This is a genomic window from Guptibacillus spartinae, assembly GCF_028610625.1.
Lineage (GTDB): Bacteria > Bacillota > Bacilli > Bacillales > Guptibacillaceae > Guptibacillus > Guptibacillus spartinae.
In genome coordinates, this window is record NZ_JAQQWU010000020.1 from 1 (window position 1) to 19707 (window position 19707).

The window sequence follows — 19707 nt, forward strand, 5'->3', positions numbered from 1 at the left end:
TCTTGAAGAAGTGTTGTCGTACAGAATACAAGCCCACATTATACATGTTCTTGCTTAAATGAACGAGCTTACGCAGTGCAAGATACTCTTTTTTAGATTTCAACTTCAAATACTCTTTTTGAATGCCGTATCGCTTTTTCTCTTTCATTTTTCACACCTCCTTTAGCTACATTTTATCAAAGGAACATGTGTTTGTCTCGAATGTGCTAACCCACGGAAATTCATCCCATGACTGAAGATCACGGGTGTTCTTTCCTAATTCATACAATTCGCATTAATAACAGTTATCCTAAAAAATATGTTAGTCTTGATAAGCGATAAAACGGAACAATGGGAAGGGGTAAAAAATGAAGAAAGTTTCTATGCTGATTCTTTTGTTGCTTTTATTTGCTGTAGGTTGCTCTCAAGAATCCAGTCAATCGAATGAAGAGATAAATCAATCGATAGAGAACGACCTTAATACAAATGCAGATAAGAAAATAGAAGAAGAGAAGAAAAAAGAAAAAGAGGAACGAGTTCCGATTGTAGATACCAGAGCACTTGCAAAAGAAACAGGTGCAGATCAGGAACTAATGGATAAGTTTTATCACGTAGGTGATGAGTTCAGTCGAAACAATTCACTGACTCTAAAACTAACAGGCGGATATACCACTAAAGCAAAGCATAATGACCTTGTTGTTGAAGAGCTAGATCATGATCAGTTTTTAATTTTGGAGTTTAAAGTTTCGAACATGCGTAACGAAGATGTCGTGTTATCCGATCAAGACTTTACAGGTATTTCATCCGAAGAGATACAGATGGAGAGTGAGGTCTTTTACAATACATACAGCGATGAGTCGTTTAATTACCTTAAGCTTCAAGCGGGAGAGAAAGGTATTTTCCGAATTGCATTTGATGTGACCGAAGCGGAATTTTACATTGTGAAATTTAATGAAATGGAAAAGATGAACAGCAGCGAAACGCTTATCTATATAAAACCTTCCTATCCCACAAAATTATGAAGGTAATGACTCCAGGACATAAAGAAGGTGATCTCAATAGCCACAATAAGACTTAATCGTAGGTATGGTTGTTTCTTTGAGAGCAAAGAATCAAATGATTTAGTGTTCGCACTATATGAAGATATCGATCGTAATATCCACTACAAGTATTGTAACTACGACACCGACACGTATCAGATGAACACGGTATTGTTCTTCGAGAAATTCCAGAGGTCAGTAGAGTAAATGCCTGCGCTCTCTGTTCGAAGGCAAACTATAAGTTCACGAGTTTAACCAATAATGATTTTCTTTTTAATTTCTGGGAAGCGAGGATGTAGTAAGGCGAACCAACTAAAAGGAACTTTCCTTGTCGCTTCCCTTTTTGTTCTTGAACTTCTACGTAGGTTTCTGTCGGATGATTACTCATTTTCTCCATATATCTCTTTAGTTTTTTAGGATTTGGTTTGCTCGGTAAAGGTTTGTAGTTTATTTGGGCAATTAAAACTTCTTTAAATAATGGATCTGTAGGAGATAAAGTTGTTTCCTTAATGTTTTCAGCCTCTCCAACTGAGATTGTTTCCAGTTCAGCATGATCTATAGTTATAGATTTTACAATTTCTTCGGGAAAGTTCATGCGTCTAATCTCATTTAGTTCTTCTTCAGATAATTGAAACCATTCCCCATTTAGTCTTTTTCCTTCAAAATACTTATGTAAAAGTTTTTCTGTGGTCTGAACGTTTTGACTGTATATTGCATGAGCGAGCTCCACATCAAAAGGCAAAGTGACCCCAAAACGGATTAATCTTTGATCTAAATTCCTCGAATATCCAATCTTAATACTCCCACAAAGATGTTCTCTCAAGAAATAAACAAATCCGGCTTCTTTCCTCTTGAGTAATCCCGTAATTTTCTTGCTCTCCATTACCTCAACTCCTTTTACCTTATTTTTCTACATTTCATCATATTTATTCGATTGGTTAAAACGACTTACAAAACTGGAATTTTCATTTAAAAAAACAACCTCCGATATTAGCCCATCGAAAGTTGTCTTTTAAGTTTTTTTTGATAAAATTTTTCCATCTTCTCCGAATAACTCAAGAAGAACAAATAGCATTGCTCCTCATTTACTGCGATTTGTTGGTCATGCGCTCTTTTTAACAATTCTCTCACCATGGACCCTACGTTTATCATTAACGCGCTTAAACTAGAAAAACTCTCTCTCTTTCTTTTGAAAATAGCATGTCCATAACTTACCATTCTTTGCTTATCCTTTTCATCAACCGTGAAACAGTTAAGAGGACTTTTTATTGTTATTGCCTTCACCATTAGACCCTTTAAGTGATTATTCTCTTTGCTTACCTTAATTTCTTTTCGTACCTTCTTATTACGAATCAACTTCATATAGATATTTTCCATTTTTAAACTATGCGACAGGAAAAATAGATAAGCTTGATCACGGGAGAGTACAAGTTGCTTCCATTTAGCCTTTTCAATAAATACATCTACTAAAAACTCTATGTCATCCATTAAGTCAGCGTAGCTAAGATAGTTATGACGGTAGCTCAAATAGATATTTTCACCACTACTTAACAACTTTTGCCTTACTTTCCCTTTGCCAGAAAAACAATCAATCGTCTTGTTAACTTTCAATGCCTTTTTCCTCAGTTCGACGATATGAGGCATTTCTAAAGCGTTGTTTGTACTAGAAATTTTGGTTCTGAAAAGTGCTTCTTTTGCTAGGTGATCAACAAGTTCATTGTATTCATTTCCATTATGCGCTTTCACTTTAGTGAAATCTAACCTTAAACCATAAAGAGCAATCCATCTATCCATAAATGTTTTGTATTGTTTTGCGAATGGATTTCTAGGCTTTATTTCTCTAGTTACTATTTCTCTAACCCCATTGAAATCATGATATATAACTAAATTACGTTCCCCATTTAATGCAGCATACCTCACAGCTTCCATCACTGCTTTTAGTTCTCCTGCTAAACTCTTCAAAGACAGAGCAGCTTCCTTATTCGTTCCTAAACCGCTCTGGCTATGTGTAACGGATTCATGTTTGACTGTTACAAAAGCATAAGAGTAGTCATTCGTTCTCCCGTTAAAGCTTCCGTCTGTATAGATGTTCATCATATGTAAATGTGATAACTTATTTGTCTGTCTTTCTTCCGCTAACCGGAACCCTTTTAGTTGTTTTTCTCCTAGTAACTCCTGCGCTTCAGATAGAGAGTAACACTTCTTTACAGATGCCCCTAAGAACCCCTTAGTGACCCGCAACACTTCATCCCAACTATAGTAAATACCTGGTTCTCTACCCATGATCACCGCGTAACAGATGGAATCCTTTATGGTTTCTTTTTTCATCCTTTAAACCTCCGTAATGCTGTTCAGAGCAATTAATGAGAATAACCTAAATGAACTACTCATCACTAAATAATATGGAGCCAAAAATTCCTTATCTTAAGAGTTTCTTAGAAATCTCCCTGGTTATTTTCTATGTGGAGAAATACGGAAAAGGTATTCAGTCATTAGAAACATCAATTAAGAAAAAGAGCTTATGAAAAGCCCCTTTGTTTTATATGGTCTTTTTTAGCTCGCAATTCTATTACATTGCATACAATACAATCCCAAACTAGGGTTGCCATCATCTAAAGGTCCAAGAATCCCTTTACCGCAACTACATGTTTGGTTGTATTTTTTATTGTAATCATTTACTTCTTCGTTTTCTATTTCTACTTTTTTATCATTATGAATATGCCATAATGCAACGTCCAAATCTTCGTTTGCAACTTTGAGCTCTTGGTTTTCTTCAATTAAAACCTTGTTTTCTATGCTTTTTTTGTTTAGAAGCTCTTCCAATTCCTCAATTCTTGCTTGTTTCTTTCCGAAGATCTTTTTAAATAATTTCATACAATACACCATCCTAGTTTTTTGCAATTATAACTGGATATTGAGTATTGAGAGAATTTAAATTAGTTTTTATCGTACAAAGAGGTAAGCGAAGGAAGCGCACAGGAAGCTGAACACTTTTCCGATAACATGCTAAGCGATATGAATATCTTTGAAATTTATTATTTTACTGCAGTTTAAACAATAAAGACCCGAATTTGGCTCCTCATCAACTAATGGTCTTATATCTTTATCCTCGCAATGACATTTCTTTATTGATCGCCCTTGATAGTCATCTTCCATAAGTCTTCGTTGTTGTTTTTCGTTAGTGACTTTTTGAACACGAACTCTGGTTGATAACGATTTGATTATTTTTCTTTTTCCATTTAGCTGATCCGACAAGAGTTGATTTTTACTCCTCTTTGAAAAAAACAATGTTTTTAGTAACTTCATCTAAATCACCCACTTAACGTAACTTCATTAACCTCTATTATATTAGCGAAGTATTGAAATGAACAGTTGTAATTTCATTATTATATATATTTTTACGTATTTTTAATAATAGTAGAGAGGTCTGTACAGAATGACAACTACTTAATGTCGCTAGGATAAAACATCTAACTACCTTCTGTGATAGTTGAACCCCTTTTAAAGGAGCTTCCACTTCGGATCTCTATCTCCATATTCCTTAGCCGACCGAGTTTCACCTAAGCCATTCTCATCACACGCACCAAGAATTAAGAAATTCATTTGCGCTTCTTTTAATGTCAGGGGTGAATTCGCTTCATCTAATGAGTCAGGTCTTTCTCTGTAAATAGGATCGTCTTGCCAGAAGCAATTTTCACAGATATCGTGAATTTCGCTATTTAGTACAACATCCACAGCAAGGGCAAGTATATTTCATTACTATCACCTCAATTAATTAATAAATGACAATGGGTCATGTATTGTAGTTCCTCTTTTTCAATATATTTTCAGAAATTTCCTTTTGGATAAAGGACTCTTTCCTTATTAGATAAAAGGGAATTTTAGGAACAAAAATTAAAACAAATGGAGTGAACAAAATGAAAAAAGTATTATTTTCAATAGGCGCAGCGTCCTTGATTTTCACAGCAGCATGTTCAGAGGAAAAGGCAGAGAATACAGAACCAGAACAAGAGGCAATATCTCAAACAGATGTTAAAAGCGCTCTAATGGATTTCCAAATGAAGTTAACGAACACGATCAACAAACAAGATGCCGCGCTTTATTCTTTTGATGCACTAGTTGCCAAAGAAGAAGAACCACCAACTCAAGAAGAGGTGGATGAAGCAAAGAAACATGCTACAGAAACATCAGTGAAAATTGCAGAATCGGTAAAAGATCTCAAAATCCCTTCAGATCTAAAACCATTTAATGAGGAACTAACCGAAGTTGTTACAGAACTTTCTACTGCTTATAAAGAGTGGGGTACTCTTGGTGAAGAGAACGATCACCCTAAATATACAGAGCACTTTGAAAATGCTCAAGCATCACTCACAGAAATTTATGAACAAGTGGAACTTGAACCAGCTGACTTAGCGACTGAAGTAAAGTAATCTGAATCAACCAACTAGAAGCCATAACAAGTGTTATGGCTTCTAGTTTTAAAATAATCAAAGATGGAGTGAACGCATTTGGAGCAAAAGGTATATAAAATAAGAAACAAGGTGACTGGGGAATTTTCCAAGGGAGGAAGTAGGGCTAATGTATGGACCAAATCAGGTAAGTCCTGGTCAAATATAGGTCATCTTAAAAACCATATTAATCAGTTTATACGAAACGGAGAACTAATTCAGAGCTATCCCTATAAAAATGCAGAGATCGTTGAGATAATCATAGACGATTCCAATTCATTTAGATTTGATATGGATAGGTTTGCTGAAGATTTACTAAAAAACAAAGCGGATGCTGAAGAAGCCTATCGTAACAACTTGAATCGTTGGAAAGAGCAACAAGAAAAGGCTCTATTAGAAGCACTAAAGCAGAAATACGAACCACAGTAAGTCACTAAAGGATGTGTATGACATGCATCTTACATATACTAAGGGTATACAATACACATACTCAATGTACACCGAAGCGAGAGAGGAGGGGGGAGAACCATTACAAATTTAGGTGCGGGAATACTACTATTAATTTTACTAGGATTAGTGATGTATAGCTGGTTTTTTGAACCAAAAAACGGGGTGGCTATCGATTTCCATTCAAAAAAAGCATTTGTTTTATTTTCTGTTTTCTTAAGTCTACTCATAGTTTATTTACTGGGCACAGGCATTTACCAATCCTACATGTAAACAAAAGAACCTTAGAGGTATCGTTTCCTCAAGGTTCTTTTAATTCTTAATTGATTTCGTCAGGACTACCCAACTTAACTAATCCATACTGGATAAGTAAGTCGCCAAACTCATGATCAAACAAATCACTGTCATAGTAAGGAAGTGAATCATAATAATCCACTATTTCTCGTAAATTGTGCTTCAACATTATTTTTCTAAATGCTTCACAGTAACCGCTCGTGCCTTCCATATAGAGCCACCAAGCATGATAACTAAATTCTTCATAGTTATTTGGCTTATCGCCGCGTTTAATATCGTTTTTTTGGAAAGTACGGATAACTTCCTTTCTAAAATCGGATAAAATTTCTTTAGTAAACTTGGATTTTATCTCTTCAGGTATATGATAATCCACGGTACCTTTATCTGTTATAGGCATAATATCCCCCTTTCATAAGCACTTATGAGACTGGTAATGATTTATTTTCCAAATTCTTGGTTTACCCTCTAGTAATTTACCCTTAAACTGAATACCATATCCTATGTGTACCAATTCATAACTGAGCAATTAGCCTAATTATCAGGAGGTTTAAGAGTTGATCGATAATATCCTAAAGGCTTTAAAAGAAGCGGGTTATTCTATCCAAATAACCGTTGAAGATGAAAAACCAGTAAAAGTACAAGCTATAGGCACCGACCGCACATTACACGAAACGACCGGTTCTTCGTTGTTGGTCAGTTTAGATAAGATGCAGGAAAACTTATTGTGCAGCAGCAATAATTAATATAGAGGAGGCGATACCATGATCGATAAACGAAATACCATCATCAAAGGAGCTTTATTACTCCAATTAATTTGGTATGTGATGTTTGTAACGAATTTCATTGGATTCATAGGATCCAAAAGTATTCTTCTCCAAGATATAGTATGGATTGGTATTCCTAGCATAGGATTAGTTGTTTCATTATTATTTTTACTCAAATACAAATTACATAAGCTTTCATTTATCACGATGTTACTATCTTTACCCATTTTTGCATTTTGGTTTCTTATATCGGGAATAAGCGAGATGTAAGTCTCATCCCTATACACCTGTTGCAAAAAAAGACTTCACCTTAAGGGAAGTCTTTTTTGCGTTTACACATTCATTCTCCTTTTTCTTGGTTAATTACATTCTGCAGTTTAGGATGTTTGTTCAAGCGAAGGAGGTAGTTTTCTTTTGAATAATGGGTTAAAGCGCATGATCTTGTTTAATACATCAACTTCGGTTGTGTTTACATTCGTGGATTTATTTGTGAATTTATATATCTGGCAACAGAACAAACAACTTTTGGACTTGGTATGGTTTAACTTTTTTATGTTCTCTTTGTGGAGTATTTCATATGTGAGCGGATCATACTTATTTTACAAAAAAGATTTAAAAACTGTAATGAGAGCGGGTTCAATCTTTTCACTAATATTATTTGGGTTACTTTCTTTTGTAACGTTTGATGAACCATTTCATTGGATTATGTTTGCTGGTTCCATATACGGTCTAATGAGAGGGGTATTCTCAGCTGGAATAACACTTGCTTTATCAATATTAGGGGAAGGGAAGGAATTCAAACTTTTCTTCCAACAGTCCGCTTTCTGGAGAAAAGCCGTAAACAATTTCATTCCACTAACGTTCGCATTTATATTGTCAACGTTAAACTATGGGAACACATTTATTGTCATGTTTATCTTTTCGATTGGACTATTTTTGTTGAGCTTCATGTTGCCCGATATCTCACCTAAAAAGGATAGAATCTCAAATCCATTCACAAAAGAGATAGGCTTAAAAAAGGTTTTTAAAGGCGGAAAGACCAAACTACTTCCTTACTCATATTATTTCGGAGGGATGTTCGCGGAATTCCAGACAATCTTTTTAATGTATTTCACATTCACAATTACGGAAGATAAATTCTTCGTAGCACTTCTCAATGTTTTCTACACACTATTAGTATTCATCATGATCAAGCTCTTCAATGCATCGAAACTCTCACCGGTCAGTTGGATGATTATCGGTATTTTACTAGCATTCCTAGGTTTAGGACTAGCAACCACTCTATCGAACCTATGGTTATTGGTGCCTAACATCCTATTAGTAATAGGTAACTTCATCTTCCGTACAAACTATTACTCTCAGCAATACGAACAATTGGAAGGGGAGGGGAAGACGAAGCGTATACAGATCACTATTTGGAGAGAGGTTATATTGTGCATATCCAGAATTTCATTCTTAACAATTATCATCATCTTGCATGCAATAGATCTATTTTCTATTTATATCCTCTTATCTATGATCATCTTTACGACAAGCATCGTTCCAGTTATACATAATAAATTCAAATGATAAATTTAAAACCGATAAAGGGAAAAACCCTTTGTCGGTTTTAAGACGAATTTACTGTCTCTGTTAGTTATCACTGAAAAAACTTTCATCTAGAAAATTAGTAATATCCTTAAAAGGGAAAACCAATAATTTTGATTCACTTTTTTCCCATTCACTTAGTATTCCAATTGCTTTATAATCGATCCCGCCAGGTTCCATATATAGACCAAATACTAATGAACCACTCATACCGGAAAAGGTAGATACTTCAATCTCTTCCCCGTACTCAGAAATCCCCTCTTGATTTGAATGTATATTCAAGATTTCTGCATACTGATCATATTCTGCAACGGTTGTTTGATAGGGAGTGGTTACCATGTCTATTGTCTTTTCCATATGATCTATTTGAGTATCGTACACAGCATAACCGTGAACGAAAATAACATTTGATATATCATTAATGTAATCCTCTATATCCAAATCATAGTTTTCTTCACTGAGAAAGCTTTTTTCGTTCATTTTATTAACTGTTTCTTCGCTTATTTCGAAAGCAGCTAAATCATTATCTTTATTCTCAGCGTCATTTATTACAATCATTTTTCTATCTATTGCGTCTTTATCAGCATAAGGTATATTGATATAAATTGCTCTATTGCCTTTTGGAACAGACCTAACAACATGTTCATTAGTAACTACAAAATAACGCCCTTTGTAGTTAACTAACCCACCTGAACCTAATGGCTTTATCTTACTTCCCGAATCATCAAAAATCTTTACCAATGCAAGCCCAGACCATGCTTTGAATTCCGGCATAATTTCCATGAATTTTTCCGGATTAATGATATTTCCACCTTCACTATTTTCGTTAATCATTTTATATCTCTCTTCCTTATCAATTTTTTTATCTCGATTCATTTAAATTTAGTAACTAGTTAACGATTGTGTTGTACATTCCATCCCGGTCCATTGTATCCAATCATCGCTTGTTCAAGCGCTATAACAGTTTCTACATCATTCGCTGAATCACCAACAATTAAGATGGAGATCGAAATTTGTTCTCGATTCTCAAACATCTTTCGCCCTGAACCATGAGTTCTTCCGCTATCACTACCTCTGACGTAATCTCTTAGTCGTTTCCTGAAACCACCATTGCTGTGCTCCACCGCCTTTCCCACATAGACGGTTTTGCCGTTTTTCTCAGCTTTATATAACCCAATTTGTTTATTGTATTGGCTTAAATCGTCAATTGTCAGGGAACTTAATCTCCCCAGTTGGATCCATTTCCCGTTCCATTGACGTATTGTGTAGCCTCCATATGTCACCTCACCATTACTATTAGTCTTCAAATTCCCATATGAACTGCTCGGTTTATTAATGTTGCTTTTAACCTTTTCTATTTTTTCTCTTCCTTCATGTACCTTCCTTGCAAACTCAGGATCTTTCATTCTACCTGATTTCTCAGCCGCTTCAACTTTAGCTTCATTCTCATTCAGTCTTCTTACAACTTCTTTTTTCATAGCAACTTCCCGTTTTGCTGATTCCTGTTGCAACTTATATGCAGCTTCTGGCGCTTTTTCAATCGCCGTACCAACCGCTTTCCCTACCTTATTCCAGAATCCCATAACAAAACCCCCTGTAATTTATTGAATGCGATGTAAAATTTGGTAACTTACAATAATAGTATCACAGTTTATCGATCGCATTAGTAAAAGGGCTTAACTACATTAATCAGAAGAGAAAAATATATGATTATGGTAACGTTGAATGTTGCGAAGGAAGGGTGATAATAATGAATCGTAATCAAGAGCAAAATATAATCCTATTTGATGGCATATGCAATGTATGCAATAGCTTGGTAAAATTTATGTTTAAAGTTGATAAGAAAGGTATTTTCTCTTTCGCTTCTTTGCAATCTGATATAGCCGCAAGATTATTGAAGGAAGCGCATATGGAAGAGATACCAGACAGCGTCATAGTAATTAGAGATGGTCAAGCACTTGTGAAATCAGATGCAGCGATATATATTTTCAAAAAGTTAGGCGGAGTATTCCAACTATCCGCTATCGCTTACATACTGCCTAGAAGTGCTAGAGATAGAATATATGATGGTATTGCTAAAAGACGTTACAAATTATTTGGGAAGAGAGAAGAATGTATGCTTCCAACGAAGGAGCAAAGGAATAGGTTCCTAGGATGATTAACTGAGGAAGGGAGTAGGTAATTTTATTTGGTAAGCAGAATTAAGTAAGAGCAGACGGTATTTAAAACTTAAATCATGTTTTGGGAGGAGTAAAAATGAATTATCATAGTCTCAATCCAAAAGTATTTGCTGATAGGACAGAACACTGCTTGTTGATCTATGCCATTGAGGGAAATTATTCTTACATGTTCACCTATCATGTTTTAGAAGAAAAAGATTACAAATATGTACTTTATTTTCGCAGAGTAAGTAGGAAAGATGATATACGTGATACTTTTTATCTTGACGTACCGGACTTAGGCGTAAGAAACTACGAAGAAATCGCTAAAACGCTACTAAATAACAATATTACAGAAATAGAAAAGAAAATAACCAAAAAACTCAAAGGTTTACGTCTTCAAAAACTACTAAAATAAATAAATACTGTACACAAGCAAAGTTAAGGCGTGTGTACAGTATTTTTGGATGCTACTAGAGAAGTTCCTCATATAAAGTATCTGAAGTTATGAATTTGCATTCTTCTTCGAGGGGTATTTCTTTTCGATTATTGTGATAATGATCATAGAGGTCAAACCTAATGCCAAACCCTTAACTAACCAATTATCCGGTAAGAAGATATATTCAATGCCCATTACAACCATTAAACTTATCCAGGTAATAAGAAATTTCTTCCCGTAAGACATTTTTACCTCCTCTAGATTTAATTTACTTGTTGTGAATTCGAAATTATATCCTTCAGCTCCCATGTCATACTCGATATAAATTATAGTCTGAGGTTGCGCTATATATATTAAAAGAAAGAAACAAATTGGTGGAGAGAAGAGCGGAATCTTCGAACAATGAAGTAATAAAACACTGTACACCTCTCCTTAACCGGTTGGTGTACAGTGTTTTAAATGCTTAATCGAATTCGCTCGTTTACAAGTGAAGTATCTCAAATAAAGTAACCGAAGTTATGATCCTTCTTTATTCTTCAAGGGGTATTTCTTATTCATTATATTGGTAACGAGTATAGTTGTCGTACTTAATGCGATTGCCTTAATTATTATAATATCTGGCAAGAATATATATTCAATACTCATTAAAACCATTGAGATTAAACAAATAATAAGAAATCTTTTCCCGAAAGACATTACTAACCCCCCTTGAAAGTTTATTCACTTGATGTAAATTCGAAATCAGACCCTTCAGCTCCCATTTGGTACTCAATCTTAATATTTTGTGCAACATAATTCATCTCTGTGAGAACTAAAGCCGCAGCAATCGTGGAGAGTACCCAAAGAGGAACACCAGTTATTAATACAGATTGAAGTGCATATATAAAAGCAGCTTCGGTGGGGGTGCCAACTGTCAAATCTAAAATGCCCGCAACCACAGTTTCGGATAACGAAACGACAAATCCAGTCCATGTTATCTCTAGACCTGTTTCCCCTAACTCAGGATCACCTAAACCATAATCAGTAGGACAAACATCTTGCTTAATTCCACAATCACCGTAGCTGGGACCATCTACCTCGCCTGAACTAGTATTTTCCTCCCATGAATATCTAATGATATTACCATCAACAGTTCCATCTACATAGTCCGTTTCTCTCATTTGATTATTCGCAAATATAAGTTGATCTTTGACAATTTGCAACTCCTCTGGAGTTAGTTCATTTTCAAGTGTAGTCATGTTCACATCTTCCATTGTATATCGATAGTAAACAGCTGATTCTGCAGTAGTTGCCTCTGAAGAAGAGCTAAAATATTTCCCTCCACCTTTACCACCTGGTTCAGAGGGAAGAGTGTCATAATATTCATCATTAGGATCTGCTTCCTCTTCAGTGTGATAAGTTTCAAATTCACCATCTGGCAAAATCTCAGAAAAAGAAGTGTTAGACCTTTCTAACTCAACATACTGATCAACTTTTTCGATTAATTCCTCACTGATATGCGAATATTCTTGAGCAAACACTTCTTGTGGTTCATGCCCAATAGAAGGGGCGACACCACTAAATACCAATAGCGAACTTAAAACTGGAACTACCAACTTAGCAACTGTTTTTGATTTCAAATAAAAAACATCCTCTCCATTTTTTGTAAGAACTCTCTTCAAGTATCACTAAGGTCCTACGTATAAACATAAATTGGATAAAAAGTTAAGACAATTCCAAAAAAAACAGGCATTTTAGGATAGGATTAATGTCATGTATCCATCTAAAATAAAAAGCAAATGATTTAGAATCATTTGCTTATAAGAAATATAATGTTTTAATTAAACCTATTTATTATAGAGTGTTTTTGAGCCCAACATAAATAGACTCTACATCACATTCGAAAGTATCACCTATTTCTTCTTCAACTTTAGCAACCATATCCTTAAGCGTCTTATCTAATTCTTGATGAAGTAACAAGGCGTTAAATTTGTTGAGATCTTCTTCCTTAATTGGTGTCATAAATGATACTTCTGTTCGGATGTGAGGCTTACCCTTGTGCATTTCTATAACATGTTTGTTCTTTACTTTTTGCGATAGCATATTTCGCCCTCCCTATTTTTACAAATGAATACTAATTCCGTATCCCATTTGTATCATTACTTACATAGTACAATTAAACGGTATGAATAGGGTGAAATAATACCTTTTTTATCTCTTAAATGTTATTTATTTGAAAAGAAGGGAAGCTTACCATAAGCCCATTAATCCTAGGTTCAATATTATGAAAGGAGATCACAAATGAAACAAAATACAAAGTTTCCCTTTATGACCGTTAATATCATTTTAAGCGTTTCGATCTTCTTTACAATTCTTAAAGTTGAAAATCCTTATCTTAAATCCTTTCTAATTATCCTTATTTTCGCTGCAACCACTTACAATAACCATAAATACCGTCAATATCTTAGACATTAATGAAAATTTCTAATGTGTCATTAGTACGGACTCATGTGACACATTATTCTAATGTAGATACGCCATATGAGGAGGTCATAATGAAGAGTAGTCTATATTTCCTTTTGTTAATTGTGGCTTATGCACTTGTTTTAGGCTTTGCTTTTTACATTACTCCAAATGCATATGCAAGGTTTTTTGTATCGATAATAGGTGTAGGAATTAGTTTGTGGATCGTTTTAAAAATCAATAAAAAATAAATAAGTCTAATGTTAGATGTGACACAACAGAAATAAGGGTCAGAACTAATTTAGGTTCTGACCCTTATTGATTTCGGCGAATTACGCAGATTAAGCGAAAGAATCACCTATTTTCGAATATGTTCTAATAGAATTAATTTCAATTCGTAACTTGTATTTTTCTTTTTAAAAATATCTCCTTGTAGTTATATCGAATATTATCTTTATCGACTTCATGTTTAAATTCTACAACTTTTCCATTTAGAGAGTTCTCTTCATCTATATGAATTAAAGATTTAAAATCTCTAGGATTGATTGCTAATATACCCAGATCAAATAGTTTATGATGGTTCGGACATAATACAAGGCAGTTATTAATTTCATCAGAACCGTTGTGTGCTTCGTTATAAGGACGTATGTGATGTACTTCTGAGTATGCTAACTCATCGATTCCTGTAAGATTCGTATCGCATACCTGGCACTGGTTATGGTATACCTTTTTTAGATCTTTCACTAACATCTTATCTCTTTTCAAACGATCGATAATCGCAGTTTGCTTTTCTGGTTTAATATCATCCAAATCATTCTCTAACCGTAAGAGGAAATTATTTTCAGCATTAGAATTAACAGGAATACCGAAATAACGCAATGTTCGACTGGCTGTTTCCCTTAAATCATTCCTAGTGAATCCTTTCATAACCCCTTTTTCGCGGAGTAAACTTTTAGCATAGTGGTTTTGTCCGCTATAAACAACATTGGTAGCCCTTAAGTTTTTAATTCCCGCTATTTTCGCTAAGCGTATAATAGCTTGACTAATTCTCTCGGGCTTTACTTGCTTTTCCCCTCTAATCCCTTTTAAAATAAAACCTGCTTTTTCCATTTTATAGCGTCTGACTTTATCCCCATTTACACTTAGATATTCATCTTGAGTATAGGCATTTGTTATCAGTTTTGCAGTTTTAGGTGTGATTGTGATCGTTCTATCAGTTAAGTGAATTTCATTTCTATCAAAATCGACATCTTTATATTTTAAATTAATCAATTCTTGGAAAGTTTTTTTATTATTCAACCCTTCGAATAACAACGCTAGTACAACACCATCCTGAGCATTATCCGCACCCATGGCAATATTCATGATTTCACCCGCTGTGAATAACGCATATTCAGAGGTATTACTATTCAACAATTGCATTTTAGCTTCTTTGTAATTAAAGGATTTGACTGGGTTATCCTCCCTTTTTACGTACCCTTTTTCACAACAGAAGTTGATGTATTTATTAATCGTGGATAATGTATTGTCTAAACTTCTAACAGATTCAGCTTTTCGAGAAACTAAAAAGACTTTTAACTCATCATCCGTAAAAGAGTGAAGATCCTTCCTGAATTTTTTTTCGTATTCCGCCATATGTCTAAATAGCGTTTTAACATCATGTTGAGTAGAGGGTATGTACTTATTAAAAAACTCTACCTTTAGTTTATATTGATAGTAATTTTCCGGTATATCTTTGGTTTTTCTCATAGACTTTATCTCCTTTAATTTTTGCTTCCATAAGATTTGATTTTACTTTTTTTCTTAATTTCGAAATAGCGGTTTGATTATCTGGCAACCCAAAATACTGTCTCGTTTTTATAATCGCTTCATCCAGGGAACAACCATTAACGATTAAAGACTTTGCATAATGAATTTGACCACTATTATTTAATGTCCTACCATTCAAATTACCTTCATTAAGCAAGTCAGACAGTCTAGCAATTCTTAGTCTTATCGCATGTTTGGTAACTTTACTATTATTCCGTATACCTCTCACTACGTTTGTGCCTTTAGCAACAGTATATTTTCTGTTTTCAAACCCTGTAACACTCCAATACTCCTCTTCATAGAACGCTTTTCTAATAAGCTCTGTTGTCTCAGAGCTGATAAATATCGTTCGATTTCCTAACGTAACAGATCGATTTTCAAAATCGACTTGATCAATAGAAAGGTTAACCAATTCTAAATATTCATCTTTAAAACTAACCCCTTCAAACAACAAAGATAAAATAATACCATCTTGTGCATTCTCTGCCTCATATGCCATTTTCACGACTTCATTTTCAGTCAAATACGTTCTATTTGACTCCTGGAATAAACGGTCCAATTCCTTTTTGTTATTAAGTTCAGAAGCGGTATTTTTATGAAGAGAGCTATAGTTCATTTCAATCGAGAAAGCGATGTATTGACGAATGATCGACAAATTCCCGTACAAACTACGAAGGCTTACAGAACTTAATGATTTTAATAACGTCTCTAGTTCTTTAGAAGTAAAAGAGTGTAGATCTTTTCCGTAGTGTTGTTCCAACAAAGCTGAATGCCTAAATAACGTTTTCATTGAACGTTGAGTAGAGGAGGGAGAACTATTAAGGAATTCCATCTTTGTATCAAAATCGAAGTAGTACGTACTTTCGTGGTCTTTATCTAAAGCTATTTGCATTTGAATACTCCTTTACTAAATTTTCACCATATGATTTAAAATAATATAACACCTCAACGTTTTATTATTTTAAATCATATTAAAATAAATAGTATATTTTCAATTATCTTTAATCCAAGAACAATTATACACGTGATGAATTAGATTATAAATCATATATTTCGTTAATATTGTCATGTTATGGAAGAATATAACATGCTTTTATCTATATGAAAACATTGCTATACTAATAAAAGTCGAAATAGAAGGGAGGCAAGAGGTTAGTGATTTTGCTATTACATACGTTTTAATATACAAGCAAAGTTTAACTAACTTGGATTTTTAGTAAATAATATAATTTTAGCATAAGACGTTTGGAATAAGTTGAATGAAATTGTACTAAATGAAAACAAAGACAGTAAGAATATACTAAAATCTTGTTTCATTTCATTAATTTTGGACAATAGGTACTATTTATATTTGATATCACTCGTTCTATAGCTATAACCATGGAAAGGTGTTTTAAATAAGGTGAAAAGATTACTGATGAGTCTAGTTTTTTTGAGCGCAGCATTAGCGGGATGTTCTTCACCCGATAAGGTATTGGATAAAGTTGATTCCGGAGAATACGTAGAAGCCTTCGAAGTTTACGAAAAAGTGTTAGCGGATGGCGACATCGATGATGAAAAAGGATTTCAAAAAGAATTTTTAGAATCGGTCCAGAAGAATATGAAAGAAAATATAGAGAACAAAGACTTTGAGAGGGCATTACTCCAAATCGATCAGTTAGAAGATTTTTCTTTCATTAGTGATTATCTAAATCAATCCAAAGCAACAGTTGAAAACGCAAAGCAATCGGAAGAAGCCTTTCAAACTGGTATGGCACTCTATAAAGAATCAAATTTAGATGACGCACTCACAAACTTTCATTCAGTTAGAGAAGATGATAAATCCAATTTCAAGAAAGCCCAGAACCTTATTGATGAAATTATGTTCACTAAAGGTAAAGGCTATTATGAAGAAGCAAAGAAACAGGATAGCTTAGAAACTTATAAGTTTGCATACAATATTCTCTCTGAGGTCTCTGAACAAAACAAAAGTATTTATCAAAAAACTCAGAAGTTATTAAACAAGTCAAGATTCAAGTTAGGACAAGAGGACACCATCTATCTGATGGAAATACCCGAGAGTAGTGAGGTCTTCAAAAAAGCTCAAGAGGCGATGAGCAACGAAGCATACAAGCTCTTAATATTGGAAGATCCCGACTCCATTAAAGAGGCTTATAACCTCTTGCCAGCTAAATTCCGTAAAGATCATAAAGGGGATTTGCACAAATTACTCCGTTATAGTCAGTTAAACTATTATGTTGACGATATGCCTGCCACTCCTTTTGGAACGAAGATGCTTTTTTATCATATGAATTACGGTACGATGGACGCGACCTTTAATAAAAAAGATGATGAAGGCGAGAAGGCAATCAATTTAGATGTGCGTGGCTTCTACGTGGATACGAGAAAAATGGATATAGAAGCTGAAAATAAGACTAAGAAAAATGATTGGCTGCCTATGATTAGTTTTCAGACTGGAAGTGATTATTTTTATCCAGGGAAGATTACATTTCATGTAGAGGATAAGGATGTCATAATTCCCTTCAAGCAAGAGGGGCTAGGAGGACATGAAGTATTAAGTAAGGTTGGGGATTTTATGATGCCCAATTATACCAATTACAGAAGATACGATGCACGAAATTTACTTGACGAATTGGAAATGCTAGGTTACACAAAATCTCCGATAGATTTAACTATAGAGGATAGTGAATCAGATGACACTCTTCAATTCGAAGATGTTTTCGATGATGAACAAAAGATGCATTTCAGAGACTTTGTTGATCACTATAATATTGTTCAACATTGGTACCCAGAAGAGAGCGATGCATTTTACAAGACATTAAAGGATGAATTGTACACCAGAAACTTTTCTTGGGAACTTGAATCTTAATGTACGAGCAAACAAAAATGACTCTAGATCATATTATGCGATCTAGAGTCATTTTTGTTCATCAGAAGCGATGGACAACGGCGACTTCATATCCCTCAACTATCATTCCCCTTTTGGTAATTCTCCTTTCAACATTAACGATTTACGCATTCTACGATAATTGCTTTCTGTAATTCCCAATTTCTCTTTTATCGCAGCAGGAGCAACGTTATTACTTAATAGCGAAAGAAGAGTTTTCTCCCTATCAGTTAATGGGATGTGTTGAGAAGGGGGCGCATCATTCCGTTCTACAATAATTTCTACGGAACCTGTTTCTATCGCTTTTTTTAGCATTTTTTTGCATTGGATAACTTTTCTTTTCCCTCGTTCTCCTTCGCCTTTTCCTCCCATTCTACCGTTGTTTTGGAAAAAAACTGTCCCAACATATTCATCCTGTTCATCAAGAAAACGAACCGCTCTTCCACGCTTACTCTTAAAGTAAATGAACTGACATGTAGCGAATTTATCTTTTAACGTCACCAAAACATTTTCGTGTTCATCGTACATTTGAGAAACCGTATAATTCTCATCTAATAACGACCAAAATGAGTGGCATTCGAACAATGGCACTGACTTTGTATTTTCGAACTTCATTAAAAAATACCCCCAAACTCTCCTGTTTATCTACTCAAATTTTATCATATATCATTCTAAGTTACTTTTATCTGCTTACCACATAGATTAAGTCATTTAAATACTTAAGGAAATGCATATTCTTCGACTTGCTCTAGTAAACGCTAATATAGATCGCGGGCACTTAACCAGTAATATTTATTTTTTACAAAAGAAGGTAACAAACCGATCTAAATCCAATATACTTTTCTAAACAAATGGAGTTGGAAGGAGTAAGTTGAATGAAGCATGCTATTATCACACTTTTATTGATTTTTTCCCTGATAGGATGTTCTAGTGCCACAGATGGAAATGAGGAAAGTAAGTCCTTTGAAACCCGACAGGATGCAATTGAATATGGATTAGAACTAGAGGACATAGAGAAGGATGATATTTTAGATACAATGAGTTTGGAAGATCAGGAAATTGTGCTCTTTCAATTTAGCGAACAAGAAGGAGAAGGAATCACTTTGGCGGAGTTAACTAAACAAGATGGCGAGTTTCAATGGAAACGCTCAATTCAACGTGTCGTATTGAAGTCCGAAGACCCTAGCATAGGGAATTTAAACGTGGAGACAACCTTTGAAATGAGTTCCGGGAAAGAGTATGCACTTTATTTAGGAGTTGCAGACGAAGAGGGAATGACGATTGAGACTGACATAGGTGAAGTTACCCCCACTACTACTAATGGTATGTACTATTACCTTCAGTCATAGGATGAAGTTCCGCCGGTTAGCACGTTTGAGACAAACACACGTTCCTTTGGTAAGATATAGCTA

The 19707-nt window shown here is 34.6% G+C and carries 25 protein-coding genes and 1 pseudogene; 12 read left to right on the top strand and 14 right to left on the bottom strand.

Features of this window, described 5'->3' with window-relative positions:
• Positions 1-148: pseudogene (locus PQ511_RS23780) on the bottom strand (RNA-guided endonuclease TnpB family protein); the annotation flags it as partial.
• Positions 149-347: 199 nt separating this feature from the next.
• Here PQ511_RS23780 and PQ511_RS21605 point away from each other — a divergent pair.
• The gene (locus tag PQ511_RS21605; protein WP_273854001.1) at positions 348-1001 is read left to right on the top strand and encodes a hypothetical protein; all 654 of its coding nucleotides are present in this window, start codon (positions 348-350) and stop codon (positions 999-1001) included.
• Between the two features lie 253 nt (positions 1002-1254).
• Here the strand turns inward: PQ511_RS21605 and PQ511_RS21610 are convergent, their stop codons facing one another.
• From PQ511_RS21610 to PQ511_RS23785, 5 genes are all read right to left on the bottom strand, one after another.
• Entirely contained in the window at positions 1255-1902 is a 648-nt protein-coding gene (locus tag PQ511_RS21610; RefSeq protein ID WP_273854002.1) for a GIY-YIG nuclease family protein, read from the bottom strand.
• 107 nt (positions 1903-2009) lie between these two features.
• Positions 2010-3347: a ribonuclease H family protein gene (locus PQ511_RS21615; protein ID WP_273854003.1), complete on the bottom strand. Its 1338-nt coding sequence runs from the start codon at positions 3345-3347 to the stop codon at positions 2010-2012.
• Between the two features lie 225 nt (positions 3348-3572).
• Positions 3573-3893 carry a hypothetical protein gene (locus PQ511_RS21620; protein WP_273854004.1) on the bottom strand — a complete coding sequence of 107 codons (321 nt, stop codon included), beginning with the start codon at positions 3891-3893 and terminating at the stop codon, positions 3573-3575.
• A gap of 132 nt (positions 3894-4025) precedes the next feature.
• Positions 4026-4325, bottom strand: coding sequence for a hypothetical protein (locus PQ511_RS21625; protein WP_273854005.1), 300 nt, complete (start codon positions 4323-4325; stop codon positions 4026-4028).
• A gap of 195 nt (positions 4326-4520) precedes the next feature.
• Entirely contained in the window at positions 4521-4754 is a 234-nt protein-coding gene (locus tag PQ511_RS23785; protein WP_420541747.1) for a CPCC family cysteine-rich protein, read from the bottom strand.
• Positions 4755-4936: 182 nt separating this feature from the next.
• Between PQ511_RS23785 and PQ511_RS21630 the strand changes: the two genes are divergently transcribed.
• Both PQ511_RS21630 and PQ511_RS21635 read left to right on the top strand, forming a co-directional pair.
• Complete coding sequence (locus PQ511_RS21630; RefSeq protein ID WP_273854006.1) at positions 4937-5449, top strand: hypothetical protein; 513 nt, start codon at positions 4937-4939, stop codon at positions 5447-5449.
• A 78-nt stretch (positions 5450-5527) separates the two neighbouring features.
• Positions 5528-5896 carry a hypothetical protein gene (locus PQ511_RS21635; RefSeq protein ID WP_273854007.1) on the top strand — a complete coding sequence of 123 codons (369 nt, stop codon included), beginning with the start codon at positions 5528-5530 and terminating at the stop codon, positions 5894-5896.
• Positions 5897-6233: 337 nt separating this feature from the next.
• On the opposite strand, the gene PQ511_RS21640 is transcribed toward PQ511_RS21635, so the two are convergent.
• Positions 6234-6605 carry a hypothetical protein gene (locus PQ511_RS21640; protein WP_273854008.1) on the bottom strand — a complete coding sequence of 124 codons (372 nt, stop codon included), beginning with the start codon at positions 6603-6605 and terminating at the stop codon, positions 6234-6236.
• Between the two features lie 157 nt (positions 6606-6762).
• Here PQ511_RS21640 and PQ511_RS21645 point away from each other — a divergent pair, with 157 nt between their 5' ends.
• From PQ511_RS21645 to PQ511_RS21655, 3 genes are all read left to right on the top strand, one after another.
• On the top strand, positions 6763-6951 hold the full coding sequence (locus PQ511_RS21645) for a hypothetical protein (RefSeq protein WP_273854009.1): 189 nt from the start codon (positions 6763-6765) through the stop codon (positions 6949-6951).
• A gap of 18 nt (positions 6952-6969) precedes the next feature.
• On the top strand, positions 6970-7242 hold the full coding sequence (locus PQ511_RS21650; RefSeq protein ID WP_273854010.1) for a hypothetical protein: 273 nt from the start codon (positions 6970-6972) through the stop codon (positions 7240-7242).
• 144 nt (positions 7243-7386) lie between these two features.
• Positions 7387-8541: a hypothetical protein gene (locus PQ511_RS21655; RefSeq protein ID WP_273854011.1), complete on the top strand. Its 1155-nt coding sequence runs from the start codon at positions 7387-7389 to the stop codon at positions 8539-8541.
• Between the two features lie 63 nt (positions 8542-8604).
• Here the strand turns inward: PQ511_RS21655 and PQ511_RS21660 are convergent, their stop codons facing one another.
• Entirely contained in the window at positions 8605-9393 is a 789-nt protein-coding gene (locus PQ511_RS21660) for a hypothetical protein (RefSeq protein WP_273854012.1), read from the bottom strand.
• A gap of 59 nt (positions 9394-9452) precedes the next feature.
• The gene (locus PQ511_RS21665) at positions 9453-10142 is read right to left on the bottom strand and encodes a hypothetical protein (protein ID WP_273854013.1); all 690 of its coding nucleotides are present in this window, start codon (positions 10140-10142) and stop codon (positions 9453-9455) included.
• A gap of 167 nt (positions 10143-10309) precedes the next feature.
• Between PQ511_RS21665 and PQ511_RS21670 the strand changes: the two genes are divergently transcribed.
• Together PQ511_RS21670 and PQ511_RS21675 are read left to right on the top strand one after the other, a co-directional pair.
• Positions 10310-10717, top strand: coding sequence for a thiol-disulfide oxidoreductase DCC family protein (locus PQ511_RS21670; RefSeq protein ID WP_273854014.1), 408 nt, complete (start codon positions 10310-10312; stop codon positions 10715-10717).
• 98 nt (positions 10718-10815) lie between these two features.
• Entirely contained in the window at positions 10816-11136 is a 321-nt protein-coding gene (locus PQ511_RS21675) for a hypothetical protein (RefSeq protein WP_273854015.1), read from the top strand.
• Positions 11137-11873: 737 nt separating this feature from the next.
• Here the strand turns inward: PQ511_RS21675 and PQ511_RS21680 are convergent.
• Together PQ511_RS21680 and PQ511_RS21685 are read right to left on the bottom strand one after the other, a co-directional pair.
• The gene (locus PQ511_RS21680) at positions 11874-12776 is read right to left on the bottom strand and encodes a hypothetical protein (RefSeq protein WP_273854016.1); all 903 of its coding nucleotides are present in this window, start codon (positions 12774-12776) and stop codon (positions 11874-11876) included.
• 214 nt (positions 12777-12990) lie between these two features.
• Complete coding sequence (locus tag PQ511_RS21685) at positions 12991-13239, bottom strand: hypothetical protein (protein ID WP_273854017.1); 249 nt, start codon at positions 13237-13239, stop codon at positions 12991-12993.
• A gap of 198 nt (positions 13240-13437) precedes the next feature.
• Between PQ511_RS21685 and PQ511_RS21690 the strand changes: the two genes are divergently transcribed.
• Positions 13438-13611: a hypothetical protein gene (locus PQ511_RS21690; protein WP_273854018.1), complete on the top strand. Its 174-nt coding sequence runs from the start codon at positions 13438-13440 to the stop codon at positions 13609-13611.
• Positions 13612-13691: 80 nt separating this feature from the next.
• Positions 13692-13850, top strand: coding sequence for a hypothetical protein (locus tag PQ511_RS21695; RefSeq protein ID WP_273854019.1), 159 nt, complete (start codon positions 13692-13694; stop codon positions 13848-13850).
• A 139-nt stretch (positions 13851-13989) separates the two neighbouring features.
• Here the strand turns inward: PQ511_RS21695 and PQ511_RS21700 are convergent, their stop codons facing one another.
• Both PQ511_RS21700 and PQ511_RS21705 read right to left on the bottom strand, forming a co-directional pair.
• Positions 13990-15348, bottom strand: coding sequence for a phage lytic cycle repressor MrpR family protein (locus tag PQ511_RS21700; protein ID WP_273854020.1), 1359 nt, complete (start codon positions 15346-15348; stop codon positions 13990-13992).
• A complete protein-coding gene (locus tag PQ511_RS21705; RefSeq protein ID WP_273854021.1) occupies positions 15305-16300 on the bottom strand; it encodes a phage lytic cycle repressor MrpR family protein in 996 nt (331 codons plus the stop codon). Before PQ511_RS21705 ends, PQ511_RS21700 begins: the two co-directional genes overlap by 44 nt.
• A gap of 510 nt (positions 16301-16810) precedes the next feature.
• On the opposite strand from PQ511_RS21705, the gene PQ511_RS21710 reads away from it, so the two are divergent.
• Positions 16811-18277, top strand: coding sequence for a hypothetical protein (locus tag PQ511_RS21710; RefSeq protein ID WP_273854022.1), 1467 nt, complete (start codon positions 16811-16813; stop codon positions 18275-18277).
• A gap of 102 nt (positions 18278-18379) precedes the next feature.
• Here the strand turns inward: PQ511_RS21710 and PQ511_RS21715 are convergent, their stop codons facing one another.
• On the bottom strand, positions 18380-18910 hold the full coding sequence (locus PQ511_RS21715) for a helix-turn-helix transcriptional regulator (protein ID WP_273854023.1): 531 nt from the start codon (positions 18908-18910) through the stop codon (positions 18380-18382).
• A gap of 260 nt (positions 18911-19170) precedes the next feature.
• On the opposite strand from PQ511_RS21715, the gene PQ511_RS21720 reads away from it, so the two are divergent.
• Complete coding sequence (locus PQ511_RS21720) at positions 19171-19644, top strand: hypothetical protein (RefSeq protein WP_273854024.1); 474 nt, start codon at positions 19171-19173, stop codon at positions 19642-19644.
• Positions 19645-19707 lie beyond the last annotated feature (63 nt).